Source organism: Galliscardovia ingluviei, assembly GCF_014635685.1.
Classification (GTDB): Bacteria; Actinomycetota; Actinomycetes; order Actinomycetales; family Bifidobacteriaceae; genus Galliscardovia; species Galliscardovia ingluviei.
The window spans coordinates 931205-956726 of record NZ_BMDH01000001.1; the positions used below are offsets into that span (position 1 = coordinate 931205).

General features: G+C 46.6%; 21 protein-coding genes and 1 pseudogene. 3 read left to right on the forward strand and 19 right to left on the reverse strand.

Annotated features, from left to right (window positions below):
- Positions 1-41: 41 nt before the first annotated feature.
- The 17 genes from argH to IEU85_RS03950 all read right to left on the reverse strand — a co-directional run bounded on the left by argH (position 42) and on the right by IEU85_RS03950 (position 21192).
- A complete protein-coding gene (gene argH / locus IEU85_RS03870; RefSeq protein WP_188354880.1) occupies positions 42-1523 on the reverse strand; it encodes an argininosuccinate lyase in 1482 nt (493 codons plus the stop codon).
- A 2-nt stretch (positions 1524-1525) separates the two neighbouring features.
- Positions 1526-2764 carry an argininosuccinate synthase gene (locus IEU85_RS03875; protein ID WP_188354881.1) on the reverse strand — a complete coding sequence of 413 codons (1239 nt, stop codon included), beginning with the start codon at positions 2762-2764 and terminating at the stop codon, positions 1526-1528.
- A 77-nt stretch (positions 2765-2841) separates the two neighbouring features.
- A complete protein-coding gene (locus IEU85_RS03880) occupies positions 2842-3495 on the reverse strand; it encodes an arginine repressor (protein ID WP_188354882.1) in 654 nt (217 codons plus the stop codon).
- Between the two features lie 63 nt (positions 3496-3558).
- On the reverse strand, positions 3559-4533 hold the full coding sequence (gene argF, locus IEU85_RS03885) for an ornithine carbamoyltransferase (RefSeq protein WP_188354883.1): 975 nt from the start codon (positions 4531-4533) through the stop codon (positions 3559-3561).
- A 96-nt stretch (positions 4534-4629) separates the two neighbouring features.
- Entirely contained in the window at positions 4630-5910 is a 1281-nt protein-coding gene (locus IEU85_RS03890) for an acetylornithine transaminase (protein WP_188354884.1), read from the reverse strand.
- Positions 5903-6859: an acetylglutamate kinase gene (gene argB, locus IEU85_RS03895; RefSeq protein ID WP_188354885.1), complete on the reverse strand. Its 957-nt coding sequence runs from the start codon at positions 6857-6859 to the stop codon at positions 5903-5905. Before argB ends, IEU85_RS03890 begins: the two co-directional genes overlap by 8 nt.
- A 67-nt stretch (positions 6860-6926) precedes the next feature.
- The gene (gene argJ / locus IEU85_RS03900; protein WP_188354886.1) at positions 6927-8096 is read right to left on the reverse strand and encodes a bifunctional glutamate N-acetyltransferase/amino-acid acetyltransferase ArgJ; all 1170 of its coding nucleotides are present in this window, start codon (positions 8094-8096) and stop codon (positions 6927-6929) included.
- The gene (gene argC / locus IEU85_RS03905; RefSeq protein ID WP_188354887.1) at positions 8093-9193 is read right to left on the reverse strand and encodes an N-acetyl-gamma-glutamyl-phosphate reductase; all 1101 of its coding nucleotides are present in this window, start codon (positions 9191-9193) and stop codon (positions 8093-8095) included. The genes argJ and argC overlap by 4 nt, the downstream gene beginning before the upstream one ends.
- A gap of 259 nt (positions 9194-9452) precedes the next feature.
- Positions 9453-10112: a hypothetical protein gene (locus IEU85_RS03910; RefSeq protein ID WP_188354888.1), complete on the reverse strand. Its 660-nt coding sequence runs from the start codon at positions 10110-10112 to the stop codon at positions 9453-9455.
- Between the two features lie 125 nt (positions 10113-10237).
- Positions 10238-12841, reverse strand: a complete 2604-nt coding sequence (pheT, locus tag IEU85_RS03915) for a phenylalanine--tRNA ligase subunit beta (protein ID WP_188354889.1) — start codon at positions 12839-12841, stop codon at positions 10238-10240.
- 5 nt (positions 12842-12846) lie between these two features.
- On the reverse strand, positions 12847-13923 hold the full coding sequence (gene pheS, locus IEU85_RS03920) for a phenylalanine--tRNA ligase subunit alpha (RefSeq protein ID WP_188354890.1): 1077 nt from the start codon (positions 13921-13923) through the stop codon (positions 12847-12849).
- Between the two features lie 93 nt (positions 13924-14016).
- Positions 14017-14883, reverse strand: coding sequence for a TrmH family RNA methyltransferase (locus IEU85_RS03925; protein WP_188354891.1), 867 nt, complete (start codon positions 14881-14883; stop codon positions 14017-14019).
- A gap of 84 nt (positions 14884-14967) precedes the next feature.
- Complete coding sequence (locus IEU85_RS03930) at positions 14968-16080, reverse strand: DMT family transporter (protein WP_229714713.1); 1113 nt, start codon at positions 16078-16080, stop codon at positions 14968-14970.
- Positions 16081-16271: 191 nt separating this feature from the next.
- A complete protein-coding gene (locus IEU85_RS03935; protein ID WP_188354892.1) occupies positions 16272-17123 on the reverse strand; it encodes an energy-coupling factor transporter transmembrane component T family protein in 852 nt (283 codons plus the stop codon).
- A gap of 25 nt (positions 17124-17148) precedes the next feature.
- The gene (locus tag IEU85_RS03940) at positions 17149-18774 is read right to left on the reverse strand and encodes an ABC transporter ATP-binding protein (protein WP_188354893.1); all 1626 of its coding nucleotides are present in this window, start codon (positions 18772-18774) and stop codon (positions 17149-17151) included.
- A 35-nt stretch (positions 18775-18809) separates the two neighbouring features.
- Positions 18810-19433: an ECF transporter S component gene (locus IEU85_RS03945; protein WP_188354894.1), complete on the reverse strand. Its 624-nt coding sequence runs from the start codon at positions 19431-19433 to the stop codon at positions 18810-18812.
- Positions 19434-19818: 385 nt separating this feature from the next.
- Positions 19819-21192 carry a dipeptidase gene (locus IEU85_RS03950; protein ID WP_188354895.1) on the reverse strand — a complete coding sequence of 458 codons (1374 nt, stop codon included), beginning with the start codon at positions 21190-21192 and terminating at the stop codon, positions 19819-19821.
- Positions 21193-21429: 237 nt separating this feature from the next.
- Here IEU85_RS03950 and IEU85_RS03955 point away from each other — a divergent pair, with 237 nt between their 5' ends.
- Both IEU85_RS03955 and IEU85_RS03960 read left to right on the forward strand, forming a co-directional pair.
- Entirely contained in the window at positions 21430-22035 is a 606-nt protein-coding gene (locus IEU85_RS03955) for a DUF3043 domain-containing protein (RefSeq protein ID WP_188354896.1), read from the forward strand.
- Positions 22036-22139: 104 nt separating this feature from the next.
- Positions 22140-23831 carry a dihydrolipoyl dehydrogenase family protein gene (locus tag IEU85_RS03960; protein WP_188354897.1) on the forward strand — a complete coding sequence of 564 codons (1692 nt, stop codon included), beginning with the start codon at positions 22140-22142 and terminating at the stop codon, positions 23829-23831.
- A gap of 80 nt (positions 23832-23911) precedes the next feature.
- Here IEU85_RS03960 and IEU85_RS08870 read toward each other — a convergent pair.
- Together IEU85_RS08870 and IEU85_RS03970 are read right to left on the reverse strand one after the other, a co-directional pair.
- A pseudogene (locus IEU85_RS08870) lies at positions 23912-24178 on the reverse strand (type II toxin-antitoxin system PemK/MazF family toxin); the annotation flags it as partial.
- 40 nt (positions 24179-24218) lie between these two features.
- Entirely contained in the window at positions 24219-24458 is a 240-nt protein-coding gene (locus IEU85_RS03970) for a type II toxin-antitoxin system RelB/DinJ family antitoxin (RefSeq protein WP_229714714.1), read from the reverse strand.
- A gap of 246 nt (positions 24459-24704) precedes the next feature.
- Here IEU85_RS03970 and IEU85_RS03975 point away from each other — a divergent pair, with 246 nt between their 5' ends.
- The gene (locus IEU85_RS03975; RefSeq protein WP_188354899.1) at positions 24705-25445 is read left to right on the forward strand and encodes a DUF4191 domain-containing protein; all 741 of its coding nucleotides are present in this window, start codon (positions 24705-24707) and stop codon (positions 25443-25445) included.
- Positions 25446-25522: the final 77 nt, after the last annotated feature.

The window sequence follows — 25522 nt, forward strand, 5'->3', positions numbered from 1 at the left end:
GTTTTGTCAATGTGCCGAGCTTCACCACAAGCAGTATGTAACTACTGTGCAAGCGAACCAAATGGCTTATAAGCTGGGCCATCGCTGTTCGACTGGGCAAAATCCTGATCGAGCTTTAATGCCTGCTTTGCAGACTCAATCTGCTCTGCCACTCGCTCCGGTGCAGTACCACCTTTGCCCTTACGCGCAGTAACAGAACCAAGAGTACTCAATACTTCGCGCACTTGAGGAGCTGTTGTAGCATCAACAAAACCATCAAATACTGTGATGAAATCCTCATCAGTTAAATCCCAGAGCTCTTGTCCGCGCTCTTCTGCCAGTTTGACACAGGCTCCAGAAAGCTCGTGAGCATTCCTAAATGGCACTCCAAGCCGTACTAGCCATTCTGCAATATCTGTTGCCAAAGCAAAACCAGTTGGCGCCTCCTGCTCCATACGCTCGTAGTTGAAGCGCATAGTCGCCACCATGCCGGTACATGCTGGAAGCAAAACCTCAAGAGTATCTACCTGATCGAATACTGCTTCTTTATCTTCTTGTAGATCACGCGCGTATGCAGTTGGCAAGCCCTTTAATGTTGCTAATAAACCAGCTAAATCACCGATTAAGCGACCTGATTTACCACGAGCAAGTTCTGCAATATCAGGGTTCTTCTTCTGTGGCATAATCGATGATCCTGTGGAATAGGCATCATCTAACGTCACAAAAGCGAACTCCTGAGTATTCCAGATAATAATCTCTTCACTCAGTCGAGAGATATCTACGCCAAGCATCGCAGCAATAAATGCAAACTCAGCGACCAAATCACGAGCAGCAGTACCATCAATAGAATTCTCTGTAACGCTTGAGAATCCAAGCTCATACGCTACTGCTTGAGGATCCAGTCCAAGCGTGTTGCCTGCAAGAGCACCAGAACCATATGGGCTTGCATCAATACGTGCATCCCAATCTCGCAAACGATCTACGTCACGCAATAGTGGCCATACATGCGCCATAAGTTGATGTGCCACTAATACTGGCTGAGCATGCTGCATATGAGTACGCCCGGGCATAACAGCTTGACCTGCACGTTCAGACTGCTCAATAAGTGCTTGGACAAGTTCAAGCACACCTCGAGCAATTACACGTGCATGACGACGCAACCACATGCGAATCAACGCAGCAATTTGATCATTTCTTGAACGCCCTGCACGCAGCTTACCACCAAGTTCACTGCCTGCAATATCCATAAGTCCGCGTTCAAGGGCAGTAGCTTCATCCTCATCATCTTCACGAGGAGCGAAACTACCATCGTCTACCATGCGCTGCAAAGTATCAAGTGCTTGTTCCATTTGTTCAAGCTCTTGATCGGTTAATAAACCAGCTCGTCCAAGCGCCCGTGCATGAGCACGCGAACCTGCAATATCGTCATCTGCAAGTCGCCAATCAAATTGGGTTGATTTACTGAGCGCAGCTAATGCAGCAGAAGGACCGCTAGAAAAGCGCCCACCCCACAAAGCCACATGCTCTGGATGTGATTGCGTCATATCTACTCCACAGTGTTATCTGGAACTTCAATACCATTACCAAACTTCACATCGCGTGCCGCAGCTACACGAGTTGGCAGACCATAAATTTCAATGAAACCATTAGATGCATTCTGATCGAAAGTATCGCCAGATTCATATGTTGCCAGATTGTAATCATACAATGAAGTTTCAGAACGACGACCGGTTACTACAGCGCGACCACCATGCAAAATCATGCGAATCTCGCCTGAAACATAGCGCTGGGTGTCTTCAATAAAGGCATTCAACGAATGTACTGCTGGAGAGAACCACTGTGCATCGTATACTAATTCACCCCAACGCTTGTCAATATCGCGCTTAATGCGATGCTGCTCACGCTCTAGGCAGCAATTTTCAAGTTCCTGGTGTGCAGTAATTAACGCCACAGCGCCTGGGCATTCGTATAGCTCACGAGACTTGATGCCGACTAAACGATCTTCAATCAAATCAATACGCCCAATACCTTGGGCACCAGCGCGACGATTCATCTCTTCAATAGCCTGCAATGGGGTTACTGGCTTGCCATCGATTGCTACTGGAATACCCTGCTCGAATTTGATAATCACTTCATCCTCAACTGGAGGGAATGCAGGGTCATCAGTATATGCATAGCAATCCTTAGTAGGTCCATTCCAAGGATCTTCCAGGAAGCCTGTTTCAATAGCGCGACCCCACACATTCTGGTCAATAGAATACGGGCTCTTCTCAGTCTGTACGATTGGCAACTGATGCTCTTTTGCATAAGCAATTTCCACATCACGAGTCAATGACAGATCACGAATTGGGCTGATAGCCTTCAATGTAGGGTCAATGGATTGGATAGAAACCTCAAAGCGCACCTGATCGTTGCCTTTGCCAGTGCAACCGTGAGCAATGGTATCTGCACCAAATTGGTGTGCTGCACGAACCAGATGCTTAGTAATCAAAGGACGCGAAATCGCTGATACTAAAGGATATACTCCTTCATACATAGCGTTGGCTTTTAGTGCCATCATGCAGTATTCATTAGCAAATTCATCACGCGCATCCACAATATATGATTCAACAGCGCCACATGCTAATGCACGCTGCTGAATTGTTTCCAAACTTTCGCCACCCTGACCTACATCAAGAGATACAGCTACTACATCTTTACCAGTACGGTCTTTCAAATACGGGATAGCAACTGATGTATCCAAACCGCCTGAATACGCCAATACAATACGATTATTGTCTGCCATAATGCTCCTTAGTTCTATCTGACTTCATAATATACATAACCATGCATACATATGCAAGCCGCGTGTATATTTTGAGATTACCGATTAAATGTATTACCACTTTGCGCAATGCTTAACAGCCATTGCATACGTTCCTGTGCCACATCATTATTAACTGTAATAATAAGCACCGTATCATCTCCGGCGATAGTACCAAGTACACCTTCTAAAGGTTGCCTATCTAACGCACTTGCCGCATATTGTGCAGCGCCGGAAGGAGTATGCACCACGATGAGATTATTTGACGCGACAACAGAAGTAACCAACCCGGAAAGAATACGGGAAAGTTGCTGTTCCAACTTACTTTCACGAATAGCATGTTCTGCCTGCATCGAAGATTCAAGAGCAGCAACAGTTGATTCATTGTTGTTCTCATGTGTATTAAGCGTGTTATCAAATGCCTCCTCAGAGAGCGCATGCTGCTCTACGGCGTTAGTCGGTTGAGGTACTGTTGCTTCCATGGATTGTTCAGGCACTGCATACACCATCGAGCCTTGGGCTGAGCGAATTTTAATAGCCTGAAGTTCATCTAAATCGCGACTCAGCGTCGCTTGGGTGACGCTAATACCCTCTTGTGCAAGCTGATCCTGCAACTGGGCTTGCGATGTAATAATATAGTTACGAAGAATCTCTTCAATAACACTTAACCGCGCAGTACGAGTCTGCGGGCGCTGAAATGACGAATCAACCACTCGTATACCCCCTCACACACTAGCGGCTCTTATATGCAGATTCGTGCATAACCATTGATACAACTATGCAACCTCTCCAAGCAACGAAGTGTCATCACGCTGCCATGCAATAAGCCATGTTAGCAACGCTTTTTGCGCATGTAAACGATTTTCAGCTTCATCCCATACCACAGACTGCGATCCATCAATCACCTCGGCGGTCACTTCTTTACCACGGTATGCTGGCAAACAATGCTGGAATAATGCATCATCCTTGGCATAACTCATAAGCTGTGCATTAACCTGATAAGGCCAGAATGGCTTGGATCGAATTGCATACTCGCCTTCTTCACCCATAGAAACCCAAGTATCAGTAAATACACAGTCGGCATCACAAACTGCTTCAACTGGGTCAGTGGTGACGAGGATAGATCCACCATTTTCTTGAGCAATACGCTGTGCATCTGCCACAATAGCTGGATCTGGTAGATATCCATTTGGACCTGCAATGCGCACATGCATACCAGCTGTAGCACCACCAAGCAGATATGAATTCGCCATATTATTGGCAGCATCGCCTACATATGCAATACTTTGACCTGCAAGCGCATCTACACCACCGCGATGCATTGCAATCGTCTGTAAATCAGCCAAAACTTGGCAAGGATGGAAACTGTCAGTAAGCGCATTAACCACTGGACATGTTGCATTACGCGCCATTTCTTCAACTAAATCCTGTCCAAATGTTCGCCACACAATAGCCGATGTCATGCGTGATAGAACATGTGCCGTATCAGACACTGGCTCACCACGACCTAATTGAGAGCCTGACTTATCAATAACAAGCGGATAACCACCAAGCTCAGCAACACCGACGGAAAAACTTGAACGAGTACGCGTGCTGGGCTTATCAAACAGCACTGCTACTGCCTGAGGACCCTCAAAAGGGCGTGAATAATACCGATTTTGACGGAAATGTTCAGCCAATTTTAAGATTTGTACTTGCTCTTCATGGTTAATATCATCATCGCGAAGCATATGACGAAGTTCGTGTGCCATATCTCCTCCTTATATCAAACGGTTACTTGTGTTGCCGAGCCGCTCGTGCTTTTATTACATATTTTTGATTTACTACTGTAACGTCTATGCTACCAGTTAATCATTCGGTAAATCCTGTGGTACCTGTGTCAAAATTGAGACACATTCGTCAATCTGTTGCTCACTGACCACTAATGGAGGTGCTAAACGCAACGCATCAGGAGCTACTGCGTTAACAATAAGCCCGTGATCAAGACACCATGCCGCAACCGCATGAGCACATGGATGTGCAAGCAACACTGCATTCAGCAGTCCTCTACCACGCGTGCCAGTAAATAGTGGATTACCGCAATTGGCAATAGCATTGCGTAGTCGTTCTCCGCGCTCCTCAGCATGCTCTACTAAATGTTCTTCTTCAATAATGCCAAGAGTCGCCAAGGCTGCTGCTGCTGCTAATGGATTACCAGCAAATGTCGAGCCATGAGAGCCAGGAGTAAATAATGAGGAAACTTCTGAGCCGAAAGTAATCAACCCTCCCATAGGGAAGCCTCCTGCAATACCTTTTGCAAAAGTTATGGCATCAGGCAGTACTCCACCAGAAAGATCTTGTCGCTGGTATGAGAACCACACGCCAGTGCGACCGACACCACATTGCACCTCATCAAAAATAAGCAACGCACGATACTGATTGCAAAGCGCACGAGCTGCAGCTACAAAATCAGCACCGATTGGAAGCACGCCAGCCTCGCCTTGAATCATTTCCATAATCACAGCTGCGACTGGGCCTTTTGCATCATCACTATCGCCAGCTTGTTCAAATGCCTCTTGTAGAGCTTGAATATTGCCTGCTTCTACAAACTCAATATTAGGTACTAGCGGCTCAAACGGCTCGCGAATAGCCGGCTTCCAAGTTGCACTTAATGCACCTAGCGTACGCCCATGGAAACCATGGGTCATAGCAATAATTCGCGCTGACTTTCCTGCACCTTGTACGCTTTGGTCTTGCTCCAATACTCGACCATGCAGTTTTGCTAGCTTGAGCGCCGCTTCATTGCCCTCTGTGCCAGAATTACCAAAGTATACGCGCGAACCACTAGGAGCACCCGCTAAATCAATTAATTTTGCCGCAAGTGTAATCTGTGGCTGAGTTGCAAAATAGTTGCTCACATGCGCCACTTTTGCAGCCTGCTCAGCTACAGCCTTCACCCACTTAGGATGAGCATAGCCTACAGCATTTACTGCAATACCTCCCAGAAAGTCCAGATACGCTTTGCCTTCAACATCGTATACTACTGCGCCTTCGCCGTGATCGAGTACGCGTGCAGGCGTGCCAAAAACATTCATATGTACTTGCGAATATTCTGCAAGTAATTCCTGTTCTACAGCTGCATTATCCATGAATATACTGACTCCTCATCTCAATTCCGGGCGTTTTAACTACCATGGTGCCAATACCACGTGTAGTGAATACCTCGTTAAGCAACGAATGAGGCTTACGACCGTCAATAATATGTGCTTCTTCAACACCACCATCAAGTGCGCGAATGCACGCTTCCATCTTAGGACGCATTCCACTTTGTAAATCTGGAAGCATATTACGCAATTCTTCTACACCAATTTTTCCGATAAGTGAATCCTTATCAGGCCAGTCGTGGTATAAGCCTTCTACATCGGTGAGCACAATAAGTTTTCTTGCTCCAAGTGCTGACGCTAGTGCTGCAGCTGCGGAATCTGCATTAACATTCAGCACTTGTGTGGCATCATCTTCATTTGGTGCAACAGAAGACACCACTGGGATACGCCCTGCAGTGATCAGATCTTCTACTGCAGAAGCATCAACACTGACTACATCGCCAACCAATCCAATATCGGTTTTCACACCGTCAATAATTGGTTTGCGCTGTACAGCAGAAAAGAGTCCACCATCTTCTCCAGAAAGCCCAACGGCGAGAGGTCCATGAGCATTAATCAATCCCACAATTTCGCGTGATACTTTACCAGTTAATACCATACGCACCACATCCATAGCTTCAGGAGTAGTAACGCGCAGTCCACCCTTAAATTCGCTTTCAATACCAAGAGCTGCAAGCATGGAAGAGATTTGTGGTCCTCCCCCATGAACTACTACAGGGTGAATACCGACTTGACGCAAAAACACCATATCTTCAGCAAAATGGCGTTTAAGCGTTTCATCAACCATGGCATTTCCGCCATATTTAATAACAACGCGCTGATCGTAGAATTCTTCTAGCCAAGGTAAAGCTTCAATCAGCACCTCTGCTTTTTGCTGTGCATTTAAATCTTGATGCACATCAAGATGATATCCTGGGCCTTTTATCATGGCCATATGTTGTCCTTTGTTATTATGTAATTACTCATATTGGCTCATAGGAACTATGAGCGTTAGTCGGCAATTAGCTTTCGTAGTCAGCATTAATATGTACGTATTCATGTGTTAAATCATCAGTCCATACTGTGGCCTGTGCGTCGCCAGCATGTATATCAATATCAATATGCACTTCACGTGGTGTCATATCTACTTCACTGCGATCACGTCCAGGTTTACCCCCATCACAGACACGCACACCGTTAATATCTACCGTTACTTCATTCGGATTATAGGGTGCAACAGCAGCTGGAACTGTACCCAAGGAACTCACCACACGTCCCCAGTTGGGGTCATTGCCAGCTATAGCGCATTTCAACAGATTTGATGCCGCTACAGCACGTGCACATGCTAGTGCCGCCTGTTCATCAGACGCATGGGTTACTGTGATACGAACGTCATGGCTTGCACCCTCACCATCACCAATAATTTGACGAGCAAGGCTAGCACATGCCTGCGCTACAAGCTGCTTGAATTCTTGAGGATCAGCACTAACGCCACTTGCTCCAGAAGCTAATAACAGCACCGTGTCGTTAGTTGACATACACCCATCAACATCAATGCGGTTAAAAGACACTTCTGTACCTGCTTGCAATGCTTCTTGTGCCAGTTGCTCATCTACAACAGCGTCAGTTGTGATTACACAAAGCATCGTAGCCAGCTGCGGCGCAATCATGCCAGAACCTTTAACCATGCCACCAATGCGATAACCAGAACCATCTAGTGCTACAGTTTTTGGTTTAGTATCAGTTGTCATAATGGCATAAGAAGCATCACTGCCAGCTTGCTCATCACTACCCAACTGTTGCACAGCTGCACTAATACCTTGTAAAACTTTATCAAGCGGCAATAGTTCGCCAATAAGCCCCGTCGAGCATATAGCAACATCACTAATGGCACAATCTAGTTCTTGAGCAGTATGAGCGGCACTCGTCCTCGACTGCTCATAGCCAGCTAAACCGGTGCATGCATTTGCTCCGCCAGAATTTAAGACTACTGCATGAAGTTTGCCATCTTCCACCGCTTTGCGGGACCATTGTACTGGAGCTGCACAAAAACGATTCGGTGTAAATACTCCTGCTCCAACTTGCAAAGGACCATTATTGACTACTACAGCGAGATCTTTTTTACCCGACATAGCGCTAATACCAGCGCGTACTCCTGCTGCCGAAAATCCTTGTGCATACGTTACACTCATGGCGCTACTCCAATTGTTGTTAATCCTGTTTCTTCTTTAAGTCCAAGGGCGATATTTAATGATTGCACTGCCTGACCAGCAGTACCGCGATTGAGATTATCGATTGCTGCAAAAGCAATCAGTCTTCCAGCTCGCTCATCTTTGACCACTTGTATATGCGCCGCATTGGAACCTATAACATTGCCGGTTACTGGAAGCATACCTGGGGTCAGCACATGAATGAAGTGCTCTTGTGCGTAAGTCTTTGCCCAAAGCTGCTGCAATTCGTCTTGAGAATATTGCATACCTTGCTTGGATAGCGGTGCAGAAACCGTGGCCAAAATTCCACGAGCCATTGGAGCAAGCACAGGCGTAAAACTCAATCGCATTGCTTGTGCTTGGCTTGACTGTGTGCCTTCATATGCGCTTGCTGCAAAACCTAAATTCTGCACCATTTCTGGAATGTGCCTGTGTGTGCCACCGACACCGTAAGCTGTAGCACTTCCAAGAGCCTCTGCTGCTAATAAATTGGTACGTTTCAACGCTTTTCCAGCACCTGAATAGCCCACTACTAAATCAGCAACAATAGCTGAACTGTCAATAAGACCATAAGCAAGGGCTGGTTGGAGAGCAAGAGTGACTGCTGTTACATTGCAACCAGGACCTGCAATACGCTTCGCGCCAACAAGATTACTGCGCTGATAGGTAAAAGCACCAGCCTTACCTCCAGTAATCAACTCTGGCATGCCATATTGCCAATGAGGGAAATACGTTCCACCGTAGTATGTATCCCAATCTGTCTGGTTAATCAGACGATGATCTGCACCAAGATCAACCACTACAGCATCACTATCCAGCTCGGCAGCAAGAGCACCTGAGGCACCATGTGGGAGTGCCAAAATAATAACATCATGGCCATTAAGATGCTCTGGTGTCGCTTCGACTACAGTTAAATCAGCGATCTGTGGAATATGAGGCATATGCTGAGCCATTGTTTGCCCAACTGTAGAATGCCCTGCCACACAAGTGATTTCAAAATCTGGATGCGCTGCCAGGATACGTAATGCTTCTCCACCTGCGTATCCCGTAGCGCCTGCTACAGCAACTGTGTATGTCATGCGTATCCTTTCCATGCGCGTAGTTCGTAACTCTGTATGCTCAAGTATACGCAATATGCAGACATACGCATAATTATGCATCATTAAATGAATACAATATGAGACAATGAAGCCAAAACAAATATAAAAACCTGTGCTATGCAGTTATACCGATACACAGAAAACCCTATATACTATAGAAAAACCCGCTGCACCATGTGTATAAGTCACACGTGCAACGGGTCTACCATGAACTATATAGCAAAATCCAGCAACTGATTTATACCGCAGTAGATCCGCCACTGCCGCTCATCAGCTGTGAAGGATCAATACCATACAGATGTAACACCCATGTCATCGGATCGATGCCACTAACCGCGAAATACACTGCCAATGCCGAGTAAATCAGACTAATAATAATGGCAGCAATTGCAAGACCACGACCTCGCATGTGCAAAATCTTATCGCGATATATTGCGATAGCACCGAGAATCAGTGGCACAATAGGAATAGCGAACAGTGCAGATGCAAAAGCAATAATTGCTGCAGCATCCCAACTGCCATACATCGGATTTTCTTGAGGATCATCTGGGTCAAAAGGTAATTTATCCGCAATACTTGAGCGCGACCCACGTGCCGAATTACGCCCTGATGTCCGGTTTTGCTCAGCAGCGGACTGAGAGCGAGCACTATGCTGTGCGGAAGCTCCAAATCTCAATGCATGGCGAGCAGATTGGCGAGTATCATCACGCTGTGCATCTTGCTGCGTATGCTGATCGGATGCAGACTGCTCTGGTTCACCATAAATATACGGATTATACCCAGGATATGCTGCTGCCATTTGCCCATACTCAGGTTGCTTGAGCTGACCAAATTCAGGTTGATTGACCTGAGGCTGACTCGGTTGGCTAGCGACCTGTGGATTGCTTATTTCGCTCATAACACCCTTATATAGCACACTGCGGGCGAAAATACGCCCGCAGTGTAATACTCCACACGTTCTTACAACATTTCCTACAACATTTGCAATACGTGCGCTTTACTTTGTAGTACTATTGGCGCACACTAAGCACGCAATTGCGCTCCAAGTGCTTGCGCCTGCTCAATAATAGCTGCACGCAAAGCATCCGTATCCTCTGACTGCAAAGTTTTTGTAGCACTGCGGAATACTACAGCGTAAGCAAGTGAACGCATACCTTCACCAAGCTCATCACCTTGATACACGTCAAAGAGTTCTACAGATTCCAGCAGATCGCCGGCACCTGCACGAATAGCCTGCTCAACTTGTGCAGCAGTAACTGTAGCCGGCACACTAAATGCCAAATCCTGGCGTACTGGAGGATACGTAGCTACTGGCTTAGCTTGCACTGGCGCATCATCTAATGCAGCAAGCAATGTGGTCACATCAAGTTCAAACGCAGCACTATGTGCAGGTAGACCCAAAGCCTCATTCACACGAGGATGCAATTCGCCTACCAGACCCAGCACCGTGCCGTTGTCAAGACAGACCTGAGCCACACGACCTGGGTGCCAGCTTACCGGAGCCTCAGATGCCGCATACTGACGTAATACCAAGGTAGCACCCAAACGGCGAGCAATACGCTGGACTGCTTCAACAGCATCCGTGTAATCAACATCCCTAGAGCCGCCTAGCCAGCCATCATGTTCCGCCTTACCAACAAACACGCCTGCTACGCGCAATGGTTGGTCTGGAAGTCCAGCATCAAGAGCTTGCAATTGCTCTTCTGTAGGCTTGACCCCTCCAGGAAGTGCTGGAATTGCTGGTGCCTGAGGATCAGCTAAATACACATGACCGATCTCATACAAGGCAAAATTATTTATACCACGGCGTAGATTGCGTTGCACCGTAGTGCTCAGTGTCCACAGCAATTCGCGGCGCAAATATGGGCGGTCCCCGGCAAGAGGGTTAGCAATATGTACACTCACTGGTTCAAGATCAGCTTCGTTCAGCCCAAAGGCTTCAAAATCAGCAGAACCGACAAATGGATAGCTTAACGACTCAACCATGCCATATTGTGCCAAGGTATCAGCGATCCAACGCTGACGCCGCTGTGCCAAAGTCAACCCAGTTTCAGTTGCAGGAACCGCAGGCACTACTGTTGGAATCTTGTCATAGCCAACTAATCGCGCTACTTCTTCTACCAAATCACATGGCTCGTTAAGATCTGGTCGCCAAGTTGGAGGCACTACTGAGAACTCTCCATTGCCACCACCAGCTACGGTGCAACCAATATCAGTGAGAATATCGGAAATCTCATTGATACCTAATTCCAATCCAGTAAGTCGAGCAACTTCACTGGTCTTAAAGCGAATATCTGGCATACGCGACGTATTATTGACATCAACCGGCGTTAGGGAACCTTCACCAGATCCATAGCGCGTCAATAATTGTACAGCAAGTTCCACAGCAGCAGCCTGGAGATCAGTATCTACACCGCGCTCAAAACGACGAGCAGCTTCAGTAGGTAACTTATGACGGCGTGAAGAACGCGCAATAGTCACCTGATCGAAATGCGCTGCTTCAATAAAAAGATTCTGCGTATTGTCAGTAACTTCGCCATACAAGCCGCCCATTACACCAGCAAGTCCGAGTACGCGGCTGGCACGATTACCATCTGGAGAATCAGTAATCAGCAAGTCTTCTGGGCTCAGTGCACGATCAACGCCGTCAAGCGTAGTCAGATGTTCACCTTCGCCGGCGCGACGCACCACAATAGGACCCGTAATAGCATCGGCGTCATAAGCGTGCAGTGGTTGTCCCAAATCCAGCATGACATAGTTGGTCACATCAACAGCCAAAGAAATAGAACGCATACCAGCACGTGTTAGGCGCCTACGCATCCAGCTTGGAGTTGGAGCACTCGGATTAAATCCGCGCACAATACGACCGTAATACCTATCAGCACCTACAACACCGTGTATTGGAGCGTTATCTTCAATCTGCACATCGAGATCATGCTGAGCATCACCACTATGTCCCGCTGGCGCCTGTTCGCGCAATGCAATAACTGGATCAGTAAAAGCAGCCCCAGTCGAGTGGTGGAATTCACGAGCAACGCCACGATATGAGAATGCATAACCACGATCTGGAGTAATATTAATCTCCAACAATGGATTATTCATATGCAATAATGCCATTGCATCGTCGCCCGGTTGCAACGCTTCGTATTCTTCTGGAGTAAAGCCATATTCGCGTAGCAGAATAATGCCATTATGGCTGTCCCCTAGACCAAGCTCACGTTCCGAAGCGCACATGCCATCGGAAATATGACCGTAGGTTTTGCGTGGTTCAATCTTGAAATCACCTGGCAACACAGATCCTGGAAGTGTCACTACAACTTTTTCACCAGCAGCCATGTTTGGAGCGCCACACACAATACCACGTGGCACCTTGTTGCCTTGCTCATCGGTAGCATTGTATTGTTCACCAACATCAACATGACACCAATTAATTGTTTTGCCGTTCTTTTGAGGCTCAGAGGTTGCATCAACCACATAACCTACAACAATTGGACCAGTAACCTGAGAGCGGTGAATTTCCTCTTCTTCAAGACCTACACGAACTAAATCACGAGCAAGATCTTCATATGTTTCTTCTGCTGGCACGTCAACATGGTCACGCAACCAGTCCATATCAATCATTGGCATTGCGGTTACTCTCCCATCACAAACTGTTGTGCAAAACGAACATCGCCTTCAACAAGATCATGCATATCGTTAATGTCATGACGCAAGAGCAGTGTACGTTCAATACCTACACCAAAAGCAAAACCACTGTATTCTTCTGGGTCTAGACCAGCGGACTTCAACACGTTGGGGTTAACCATGCCACAGCCACCCCACTCAATCCATCCTGGACCGCCTTTTTTATCAGGGAACCATAGATCAAGTTCAGCACTTGGCTCGGTAAATGGGAAGTAGCTTGGACGCAAACGGCTTTTTGCTTCAGGACCAAACATTGCTACTGCCAGCTTATCGAGTACACCCTTCAAATTAGCCATAGTCAAATGTTTATCTACTGCCAAACCTTCGCATTGGTGGAAAACTGGAGTATGTGTGGCATCAAGCTCATCAGTACGAAATACTCTACCGGTGCATGCAATATACAGTGGCACTCCGCGAGTAAGCAATGCGCGGACTTGCTCTGACGAGGTCTGGGTGCGCATTACCATATTGCTACCCACAAATCCTGCGGCATCTTTGGTGTTGTTGCCAGTAACGTAGAATGTATCTTGCATCTGACGCGCAGGATGATCTGGACCGAAGTTCAGTGCATCGAAGTCATACCATTCTGTTTCAACTTCTGGACCGTCAGATACTTGCCAACCCATAGAAACGAAGAAATCTTGAATATCTTCCATTAATGCTGGCAATGGGTGACGCGCACCAAGTGGTTTGCGTTCCACTGGCATAGTCATATCAACTGCTTCAGCAGCAAGAGCCGCTTGTTCTTCAGCAGCCTTAACTTCGGCTTCTTTTGCAGCATAGGCTCTGCCAAAATCTGCACGTAGTTTGCCTACAATTTTGCCGGCGTCTTTTTTCTCTTCTTTCGGCAATGATCCAATTGCTTTGCTCGCCTGAGTCATAAGAGACTCTGCTCCAGCATATTGGGTTCGTATCGCACGCAACTGTTCGCTAGAGTCAGCTTGTGCAATTTTTGCTATGCCTTCTGTAACATTCTCTGTTAATGCTTGTGCATCAAATGTAGCATCTTGTGCATTCTGTGCCACAGGAACACCTTTCCATTGGCAAGTTCGCTTCTGCTACGCCATGTGTGGCGGTAGCGCTTCCGTGCGTTATTTTCTCTAATGAGCACGACAAGCCTAGCTATGCCGTGCCATAGCAATACTATGCAGTATAATCGCGGCACTCGAAGCTAGATTCATCGACTCTGTTTTACCATACATCGGGATGGTCAGCACGCCAGTGCATTGTTCAATAATGGCATTGTCTAATCCACGCGCCTCATTACCAAATAACATAATTAACGCCTGATTCGGATTTTTATACTGTGATACAGCATCATTGAGCAACACTGCAGGATTATGTTCACTGCCATACACATCTGCAGCAAACAGCGCACTGTGATGACGTGCACTATACGCTTGTAACTCTTCAATACTCATATGCACTAAGGGCAAATGCATTACTGAGCCAACAGAGGCTCGAATAACTTTAGGGCTGAGCGGATCGACACAATCATCCACAAAAATAACTGCCGAACATCCTGCAGCATCCGCACTACGAATCACTGTTCCAGCGTTACCAGGGTCGCGGATTTGCCAAAATGCAGCAAGAAAACCATGTTGATGGTATTCGTTCGGCAACTGTTCAAATGCTGCGCTATCCATCACCCACTGATTCGTATCAACCACAGCGAGAATACCTTGAGCATCCGCACTCATAGCATCCATTACGCGAGACGATACTTCATGCACGAAGCAGTGCTGAGCTCTAGCCTGCGACACCAGCTCTTGAACACGCTGCTCACCGTGTGCGCTTAATGATTGCCGGCAATAATACACATCTTGTACACGATCCGGCATGTATTGCAACATTTCGCGTACTGCTTGTGGCGCTTCAACTAAAGTTTTATGGTGTTTTTTGCGTCCCTTAGCACTTTGTAATTCGATAATGCGTTTAATACGCTGTGCCTTAGGATTATCTAGTAGTTCTTCGACTGCACTCATAGTATGTACTTTACGCTAACGCATGTAAGGAAAGCATGTAAGGAAAGCACTACCGCTTATTGCAAGAAAGTAATAAGAACTATGCTACCCAAGTGGTACAGCAGGTGTAGGTACCGTGGGCTCTACGCTTGCCACTGCTGGTTCAGCGACACTGCCAGTAGTGCTCTGACCTTGTCCTCCTGAATTACTTGATATTTGCGCTCCACGCAGCTTACGCTTACGCAATCGATACAAATGTGGACGGTGGACATGAATATGCACTCTACGCGGATGTACCTGACTAATAATTACTGCAGTAAAAATAAGAGCAAAACCTATAAGCGATGAAACAGTAATCTGCTCGCCATAGAGTGCAGCCGAAATAATAACTGAAAATACACTTTCCAAACTCATAATAATAGAAGCCTGTGCAGCTGGTAAATGTGCTACTCCAATATTTTGGAAAATCTGCCCTAACATTGTTGCTCCCAGAATTAAGAAGAGCAAACCTCCAATAACACCAGCATCAAGCCATGAAGTATTCGGCAAAGGCTCAAGTATAAGCGCACAAACCACAAACCCAACGCCTGCCACAATGAACTGCACAAAAGTCATTGCAATAGGATGAAATTTTCTACCCCACACACTTAAAAACATCACATTGTATGCGTAGGCGACTGCACTAGCTACTGACAGCCAATCACCTACACCAAACGCAAAACCACTAAACCCTTCTTTTAGAGAGACAAAGCCAACACCAAGTAAACAAATAACCGCTGCCACTAATGCGCGCAACTGCGGGCGAGTATGACTAATCATCCACGCAGCAAAAGGCATCACTACGCAGTATCCTGCTGAAAGAAATGCCGAACGACCTGGGTCAATACTGACTAACCCTTGAATTTGCAGTTCCAGCGTCACAAAATAGGTAACGCCTACAATAAGTGCGGGCATCACAATAGCGCGTCGCAAATACGGCACAATTACTCTACGGAAAAGCAGTAGCATCACGCACGCTGCAATAAGCGTCCTGCAAGCCATCACCCAGTTCGGCCCTACTACGCTAATAACCAGTTTGGCTACCAGATAGCTTGTTCCCCACAGTAGTGCACAACCCAATAGCATCAATCGAGCTAAATTAGGAGGAAAATTTCTAGAACCAACGCTACGTAATCGCCAAATTTTTGCGCTTAGCAATGAAGTATGTTCGTGTGGCATCTGCATTTCCTTTTCCAACCCACACGCACATTATCATTCTTATCATCACGCCACACCGAGCCTTTGACATAATCCTTGGTTGCATGGTCGCTTGGTTGCTTGATTGTATGATTATCGAATTATTCAGTATGCACAAGCTAACTCTACGTAGCAGGATAGCTCTACGTAGTGAGCTAACTCTGCATAATAGATTAACTCTGCGTTGTAAAAGCAAACTGCCAATATCCTGTTGCCACAGCAATGGCAGTAGCAATACAAGGTACTGCCAGCGCAAGGGCACAGCACACAATATCCCGCCCATACAGCGTGCTCACACGCGCTGCTGAGCGCGGTGTTGGAGCACCAAACCCTCGGGCTTCCATAGCAGTCGCAAGTTTTGTGGCACGACGAATCGACATAACGAGCAAACTAAAGGATTGCCCAAATACGCGAACGAGCGCATTACCATCGCCCAATCCACGCGAGCGCCGCGATCGTCCGATAGCATTCCAGTCCTCGCGCAATACACTCATCATGCGCAATGAAGCTAATCCCCCGTATACAAAGCGCGGAGAAAGCTTGAGGATTTGTACTAAACCATCTGCCAAATCTGTAGGATCAATACCTAGCGCCAAAATAACTGAAGGCACTGCAATAGCAAGCACACGGATTGCAGTAGCGCATGCTTCGATAAGCGAGCCTTGTGTGATATGAATAATCCCCCACTGTATGAGGATTGGCGTTGCAGTATCTCTACCGTAAAACACCACCGATAATCCGGCGCCAAGTGCCGCAATCCAAATCAGCCATGTTCGTGCCAGCAGTTTACCAGGGTGTATCCCACATCCCCACAGTATCAACACTTCCATAATGAATGCACAGGATGCACTAACAACATCCAGACTAAAAAGCAATGGCACACCAATAAGGAAAGCGCTTAAAACCCTTGCTACAGGATTGATCTGTGCAAGAACAGGGCTGATAGAAGCAATATGTAGCTGTTGCGTGCGATCGCTCATCGCAGTAACCGTAACAAGCTGCGGATGTACTGAATGCTGATCCATATTCATGCGTTCCTGTTTCTCACCACTATTGCTTATCTTGCGATACATCAGATGGGCTGAGCATAATAACTTTTGCTCCAAGAGCTTCTACCAGCGCCTCATCATGCGTTACCATTACTACAGCTGTCTGGTTAGTATCTCGAATCTGGGCAATGAGTTCTACCATTTGACACCAAGTTTGATAATCCTGCCCAAATGTTGGTTCGTCCATAATTAATACTTCAGGCGCTGACATCAGCATAGAAGCCACTGATAGTCGTCGTTTTTCACCGCCTGAAAGTGTATGTGGATTTGCTAACGCCCATCGATCTAAATGCAATGTTGCTAATAATTGCATAGCTTTTCGCTGAGCTTCTTCCTCAGCTACTCCCTGTAATTTGGCGCTTAATGCTACTTCATCAACAACTTTTGCAGTTACAAATTGATGTTCTGGTTCTTGAAAAACCATGCCAATACGTCCAAGTAATGATTTACTTGACCAGTAATACGGATCTGCCTGATGTGCCAATGCATACCTTCTATGCGCAGCAAATGCTGAGCGCGCAGTAAGTTTCGACCACAGTGACTCTCGCTCTTGCAATGCCTTACCATGCCAATATACATGACCAGCACATGGTTCAAGTAACCCTGCAAGCGTCAATGCCAACGTTGATTTACCAGCACCATTAGGACCCATAATGGCATACACCTGCCCTGTTGACAGAGTAAGATTTAGCTCGGATCCCAAGACTTGCGCAGGGTCACGGCCAAAGCTAAGTTGGTCAGTAACGAGAATTTCACGCCCTTGATATTCTTCATTACCATCGTGCTTACGATTGCGTTGCTTATCGTTATTGGTATTACTAAGCGCCTCGGTACTAATATAACTATCCTGCTTCGCCCTCCACTGTGTAGGAACAGCATGGCCTGGAACCCAAGCACCCGCTTGAGCAAGCTCCTGACCATACTGGCTAAACACTGTTTCAGGCGTGCCATCAGCAAGAATCTCATGATGAGAGCCAAGCACAACAACGCGTTGAATCATATCAAGCCACACATCAATATGATGTTCCACCACAATCAGCGTTGCTCCAGTACGTTCTAGAACATGACTTACTGCTTGCTTAACCTGTACTACTCCATCAGGGTCCAAATTGGCAGTAGGCTCATCAAGTACAAGTACTCCAGGCTGCATTGCCAATACACCAGCAAGCGCAAGACGCTGACGCTGACCTCCAGAAAGCGCGCCTGTTGAGTGATCAAGCTCAATATGTTCTAACCCAACCATATCCAGTGATTGGCGCACTATGGTCCAAATGTTTTGAGGAGGAATGTTGAGGTTTTCTAGCCCAAAAGCCACATCATCGCCAACGCGCTCAAGCATGACTTGAGCATCAGGATCTTGTAATACAAGCCCTACACGTCCGCGAGTTTGCTCACCGGTGGCAACGCCATCGATACTTATAGAACCTTCTTGTTCACCTTCATCACTGCCACCAAGAACACCTGCAATGCCACCTAATAATGTTGATTTACCAGCCCCTGAAGAGCCTAAAATCATGACGCGCTCTCCAGGGCTGATTTCAAGATTAAGGTGACGAAGTGTGAAATCTTTTCTTGTAGCATGTCTCCATCCCCAATCGCGAATGGAAACTGCTGACGGTTGACTCATCTTCCAACCTATCTGCTTAACTTAACGATTTCAACTTATACCAAAGCAGCAGCACGACCTGCAGCAAAACGTTCCAGTACACCAGTTGCAGCCAGGGCTTTATAAATAATCCAAACCACAATACCGGCAAGAATAACGCCAGAGACAATAGAAGTTCCAGTGTACACAAGAGCACGCATGACACTCCATGCAGGGTTGGTAAACCAATAGAACAATCCACAGCCCAGACCTGCACAAGCGCCAGCAAGCAAAGTAGTACCCAAGTTGTACACCTTCCAAAGTACCACGGCAAAAGCTAATTCAGTAAACAATCCTTGTACAATGCCAACGATAAGCGAGCCCATAATGCCCCAAGGGTTACCCAGTAGTGTTTCAATTACTGCTGCAATAACTTCTGCATACAGTGCGGCGCCTGGTTTTCTTACAATAATGGCTGCCAGAGGTCCAGCAAAAAGCCACATACCATTTAAAATGCCTTCAAAACCTGGGGTTAATGCTCCAAAAATATCAAGTGGAGCGGCACTAACAAAGTCCCATCCCCAGAAAATAACACCGCTGGCAACGGCAATAATCGATGCAACAACAATATCCACAACTCGCCAACGGCGTGAAATAGAGGATGTTGAAGATTGCTTTGTAGAAATTTGTTCAGAGCTCATTGTGCCTCCTGAAGTAAGGTTGCTCAGCAACAACTGCGACAGTACAGGCACGGGTTTGCGTGTGAGTGACGTCCGTGCGCCGGCATTATCCGGTAAACGTTCAATCGGTCGAGGCAATGCCTCATCTCAGCCTTGCGGCCCCCGTGTCCACCACACACTATACACGAAGTGACGAAAAAAGGAATAGAGTATCCAAAAAACTCTATTCCTTTTCTAAGTCAGCGATATACGTGAGTTAGCAATATGCAGCACGTAATCGCTAACGCGAGTTGCCTAATGCTGACTCGCAAGCTCAACAGCATTATCTGCTCTTCGCAAGCTCACGTTACCTATTGCTAACTCACCAGCTCAACAGTGCTACTTACTCTTCGCCAGCTCACGTTACCTATTGCTGACTCGCCAACTCGTCAAGTAACAACGCCTCGGCGATGATATTGTGTTCTAACGATTGCAAATCAATAGACTCATTCGGGCTGTGGGCATTAGACTTAGGATCTTCCGGACCCGTGACCAAAACCTTAGCTTGAGGGAAAATACGCTGCAATTCAGGAATAAATGGAATAGAACCACCCTCACCCTTGTTTGCAGGTGCCTGACCAAATGCAGTTTGCAATGCTTCTTCAGCAATCTGCACCACATCACTTTGAGCATCCATCGCCCAGCCCATGCCATTATCGAGTGGCTTGACACTTACTTGAGCGCCAAAAGGCGCATGCTCAATGAGATAGTCAGTCAATGCCTGCTGCGCCTCTTCCGGACGCTGGTTTGGTGCAGTACGAAGTGATAAAGCAAAACGCGCACTCGGAGCAATAACATTAAACGCTCCCTCAACAGGATGCGCATCAAAGCCAGTCACAGTAAGGCTTGGCTTAGTCCACAGTCGGCTTGCCAGCGAACCAGTACCAGCCATCTGCAGCCCCTCAACTGTTGCAGCATCGGCACGAACTTGCGCTTCATCAAGATCTCGCGCTAATCCACCGATTGGTTCAGTTGCTGTAATACCTGGCACCTGCAACTCACCATCCGCATTATACAGTGAGCTAATCAGCATTGCCGCCAACGTATTGGCATCAAGAATTGGACCGCCAAACTGCCCGGAATGTACTGGATGATCCAGCGCCTTCACAGTGACTTCGAGTGAAGTATTACCACGCAACGATGTGGTGAGACTAGGGATAGTGGTGGACCAATTTCCAGAATCAGCAACAATAATCACATCTGACGCAAATTCTGCAGCATGCTCCTCGATAAATGGGATAAAACTTGGCGAACCCATCTCTTCTTCACCCTCAAAGAAGATTCGGATATTAACACCAAGTTCCTCACCTAAGATTGCGAGCGCGCCGCGATGAATAGCAATACCACCACCATCGTCAGCACTGCCACGACCATAGAGGCGACCATCGCGGATAGTTGCAGTAAATGGGTCTGTATCCCACTCACTAGCGTCTGGTACTGGTTGCACATCATGATGTGCATAGAGTAGCACTGTTGGCGCCTCTGGATCGACGATTTTTGAACCGATAACTTCCCAAGCGCCCGGTGTTCCATCAGGATTGGTTGACTGCACTACTTTGGCATCAATACCTTGCTCTTGCATTATCTGCGCTACATATTGTGCTGATGCTTTCATATGATCAGCGGCAATACCGTGTGCTGAAACTGCTTGTAAGGCAATTTTTTCTGAAAGTGTGCTGATTACGCCATCCCATTGTGCTTGTAAACGAGTGCGAAGCTCTTGTGCACGCTCTGTATTCACGTATACTCCTTATCCAACGCATGTAGCTCATGCGACTGCGTACTGTTACCCCTAACATAGAGTTACGTCTAATATATGCATGCTTGTCTACATAGTTTTCAATCTACATATAATTGTTACTGTAGTTACCCTGTGCTCAAACTCTATTGCGATAACCAAGCGGCGTTAAGACGTGCATTAAGTAGTTACATACGCTAAACGCCCGTAAGTGTCAATGCGTCCCCGTAACCTAATCGCATGACTTTCAATCCATTCTCACGTAAAAAAGCTGAGCAAGAGACTGCCCCAGCGCCTGTGGAAGATGGTTCTCGACGCAAAACTGGTCCTACTCCAAAGCGCCGTGATGCAGAGGCTGCTAACTTGCGTCCACTCGTTCCAAAAGATCGCAAAGCGAGTAATAAAATAGCTCGTGCAAAAATGCGCGAAAAGCAGGATCGTGAGTATGACGCTATGAAAACTGGTGATTTAGCACATATGCCAGTTTCTGAGCGTCTCGATTTTAGAATTTATATTCGCGACTATGTTGATGCTCGTTGGAATGTTGCTGAATTCTTGATGCCTGCAGTTATTATCCTGCTGGTTATCTCTATGGTGGTGACATCGGCATTACCGCAGGTCATTTTGCCATTGATGATTATTATGTATGCCTATTTCTTCTGGGCAATTGCTGATACTTGGTGGATGTGGCACAAGCTGAAGAAGCTTCTTATTGCTAAGTTTGGTGAAAAGAGCGTTGAAAAAGGTATGCGCTCTGGCACCTATGCATGGTCTCGCGCTATGCAAATGCGCCGCTGGCGTCTGCCTCGCCCTCGCTATGACAAGCGTGGCAACTGGCCAAAGTAAGATACATAGTAATAATTTGTATTTATGAGCCTTAATGCACTGCTCTTGTGTGTTAAGGCTTTTATCTATGTGCGAGTGCGCATTTTTCATGTACACTTGCTGGTATGCATGCTTTTTCTACCGCTCACGATGCGTCGCAACGTTCCTTTGATGTAGCAATTATTGGGGCAGGGCCTGGAGGCTATAGTGCTGCATTGCGTGCAGCAGAACTTGGACTTCGTGTTGCACTTATTGATCGCAACCCACATCCGGGAGGCACGTGCGTACATCGTGGATGTATCCCTACAAAGGCGCTTATTCAAGCAACACAAACTCTAGATAACATACAATCAGCCGAGAGGTATGGTATTAGTGCGCACATTACACATATTGATTATGGCGCTATGCACAACTATATCCGTACCATGGTTCGTGAAACTTCACAGGGAGTATCAGGGTTATTGGCATTCCGCGGCGTGCAATATTTTACTGGCACTGCGTCAGTGTCGCTGCAGCATGAGTTATCAGAAAATACCGCATCCGCCACACCTGCAGAGTCAAGTTCAGCTGTACCTCCAAACGCTTCATCTGACAATTCATCAGACGCCCTATCAGATGCCTGTTTTACTGTGACAATTGAGCCTCCACAACCAACTCAATCACAGGCAGCAACTTCATCATCGCCATCGCAACAACACGAATCAACACAAATTACAGCACGCCATGTTATTCTCGCTGTTGGTTCCCAAGCCAAACCACTCTACGTTCAAGGAGGGCCTCTTGCTTGGAATCAAAGTTTGCTTAATTCAACTGGCGCTTTAGCATTAACTGAGTTCCCACAGTCGGCAATTATTATTGGCTCTGGCGTTATTGCTACAGAATTTGCTTCTCTCTGGAATCAAGCTGGCGTAGATGTAACTATGATTGTGCGCGGTAAGGGACTGCTCAACTCCGCCGATCGTAGAGTAAGTACCGTGCTTACCCGCGAATTACAGCGCCAAGGTGTACGTATTATTAACCATCGTCAGGTAGTGAAACTTGAGACAGGTGTTAATTTAGGAGTGCGCATGGAACTTGCAGACACTGCCACGAGCACAGCGCCAGAAACTGCGCCGCAAGCTACCTCATCACAATCTAGTGAAACACTGGAAGCAGAAATTGCTCTTGTCGCTATTGGAAGGGCACCTCATACACATGCTTCTTGGATTCAGGATTTGCATATTACTCAAGAGCTTCCATCGGATACGCACACTACCACTGCCCCTATTAGCGTAGACAGCCACTATCAGACGCGTATTCCAGGTCTTTTTGCAATTGGCGACTGCATTGCGGGACCTCAACTAGCACATCGTGCATTTGCTCAGGGTATTTCTGTTGCCGAATATATTGCAGGTATTGCATCACAGCCTGCCCAAGAGCACAGTATTCCACGAATCGTGTATGCAAGTCCAGAAGTTGCGCTCATCGGACTTACCAAAGAGCAAGCGTCCAAACAACCGCAGTATTACGATATTCATGAGACGATCTACCCTATGACTGCAAATGCGAGAACGCATATGCTTGGTCAAACTGGCTCTATTACTGTGGTAAGCGCCTCAATCCACGACGACATACACTCTGAGGAACAGCCTATTGTTATTGGTATCCATATGGTCGGTCCACATGTGAGTGAATTTGCATCTACTGCGCAATACATTGTTGGTCACGCATTAAGCGTGCATGAGGCTTCACAATATATTTTCCCACATCCGACATTCAGCGAGGCCCTTGGAGAAGCATTACTGAAAGCCGATGGAAGACCGTTGCATATGCGCTAACATATTTGCTATTGCTACACGTATACACAGCTTGGTTATCTTTTTAATTGCTATGTATCTTCTGCGCTCAATCCCTAGCATTACATATCTAATACCACACGTAATGCCCTGACGATGCGCTGCATATATATCTGTTCAAGCTCTCCTATTTTTGAACCTAGATGTTGCTTTGATATTGCAATAGGTTTTTCTGCCATGACATAGCAATCATGATTGAGTCCATTCATCGCACTGGGACGGACTAGTATTCTTGTCTCTCCTTGTAACGATGCATCAGACGTAAATAAGCATACAACCGTAGAGTCAAAGTCCGTAATTCTATCTGATTGAACAATCACAGCCGGACGCGGCTTTGAAGCATATCCCGAGCCACGAACAGTCTATATTTCACCACGCATGATCAATCATCTCATCACTCAACGCATCAATGGTTTGCAATGCTTCCTGCTCATGCGCCAATGGCTTAGCGTCATACTGTAGTCTTACCTCATATGGAAAACCACGATGCGCATTAAATGTCTTAATAAACATCCGCATGGCATCAGCAGGAGTGGTACCCAATTGTCGGGTGATTTCCTTAAATTCCTGCGCAACTTCGTCATCAACTCGTGTAGCAATCTGAATCATGATAACTTCCACCTTTGTATCAGGACATTTGATATGACTTTGCTTTTATACAATCATACAACTTTTATATCATTTTATAGCATTTTATACCTAATTATATCATTTTGTATCAAATTATTACTATTCTACATACCTCTGCGAGACTTACCAAAGAAAAATGTCAGACATACAACATTACCAAGTGTCATTTGGCAGATTTACCAGTAAACTAATGGCGGTAGTATTTGTTAACAACGAGGACAACAGATGGCAGAGAGCACAACTGGAAGCAAGAAGCCAAAAAAGCAGAAGAGGCAAAGCACCTTCTCGCAAATCAAGCAGATTTATAAATTCACTCGTGCAGATGACCCGCAGTTGCCATGGTTGCTGGCTGTGGCCATTGTGGTGCCAACCCTCATTGCCGTGTTGGCATGCGTGCTGATGAAACTGCATTGGGTTACTTGGATTTTCACCATTGTACTAGGCGTTATGGTAGGCGCACTCATTGCTACGTGGATTCTCACCCGTCGCGCTGATAAAGTCGGTTTCAAGCAGCTTGAAGGCAAGCCCGGAGCTACTGGTGCAATTCTTTCCAATATCAACCGTAGCGGATTTAGCTTCCCTGCTGAACCTGTGTGGATTGATGCTCGCACAAAGGATGCAGTGTGGCGCGGTTCTGGACGCACCGGTGTGTATTTAGTTGGCGAAGGTGATTATGGTCGCGTAATGAAGGCTATTAACCGCGAGGAAGAGAAAATTAAGCGCATTACACGCGGTTCTGCCGTTCCTATTCACAAAATCAGCGTAGGTGACGGTCCTAACCAAATCCCATTAACTAAGCTACAGCGCACCATTTATCGCCAGAAAGTTAAGCTCACTAAGTATGAACTTGACGAGCTTAATGGTCGCCTGCATACGCTGCAAATGCGCAATGCTGCTATGGGCATGCCTAAGGGTGTGGACCCTACTAAGATGCATGTTAGCCGCCGAGCCATGCGTGGAAAGTAGTCTTTTGAGGTCAGATACTGGATTGTGTCTGGCCTCAAACCATATTGAAACATATTCGTAACTTTTTAGGTGTTTAA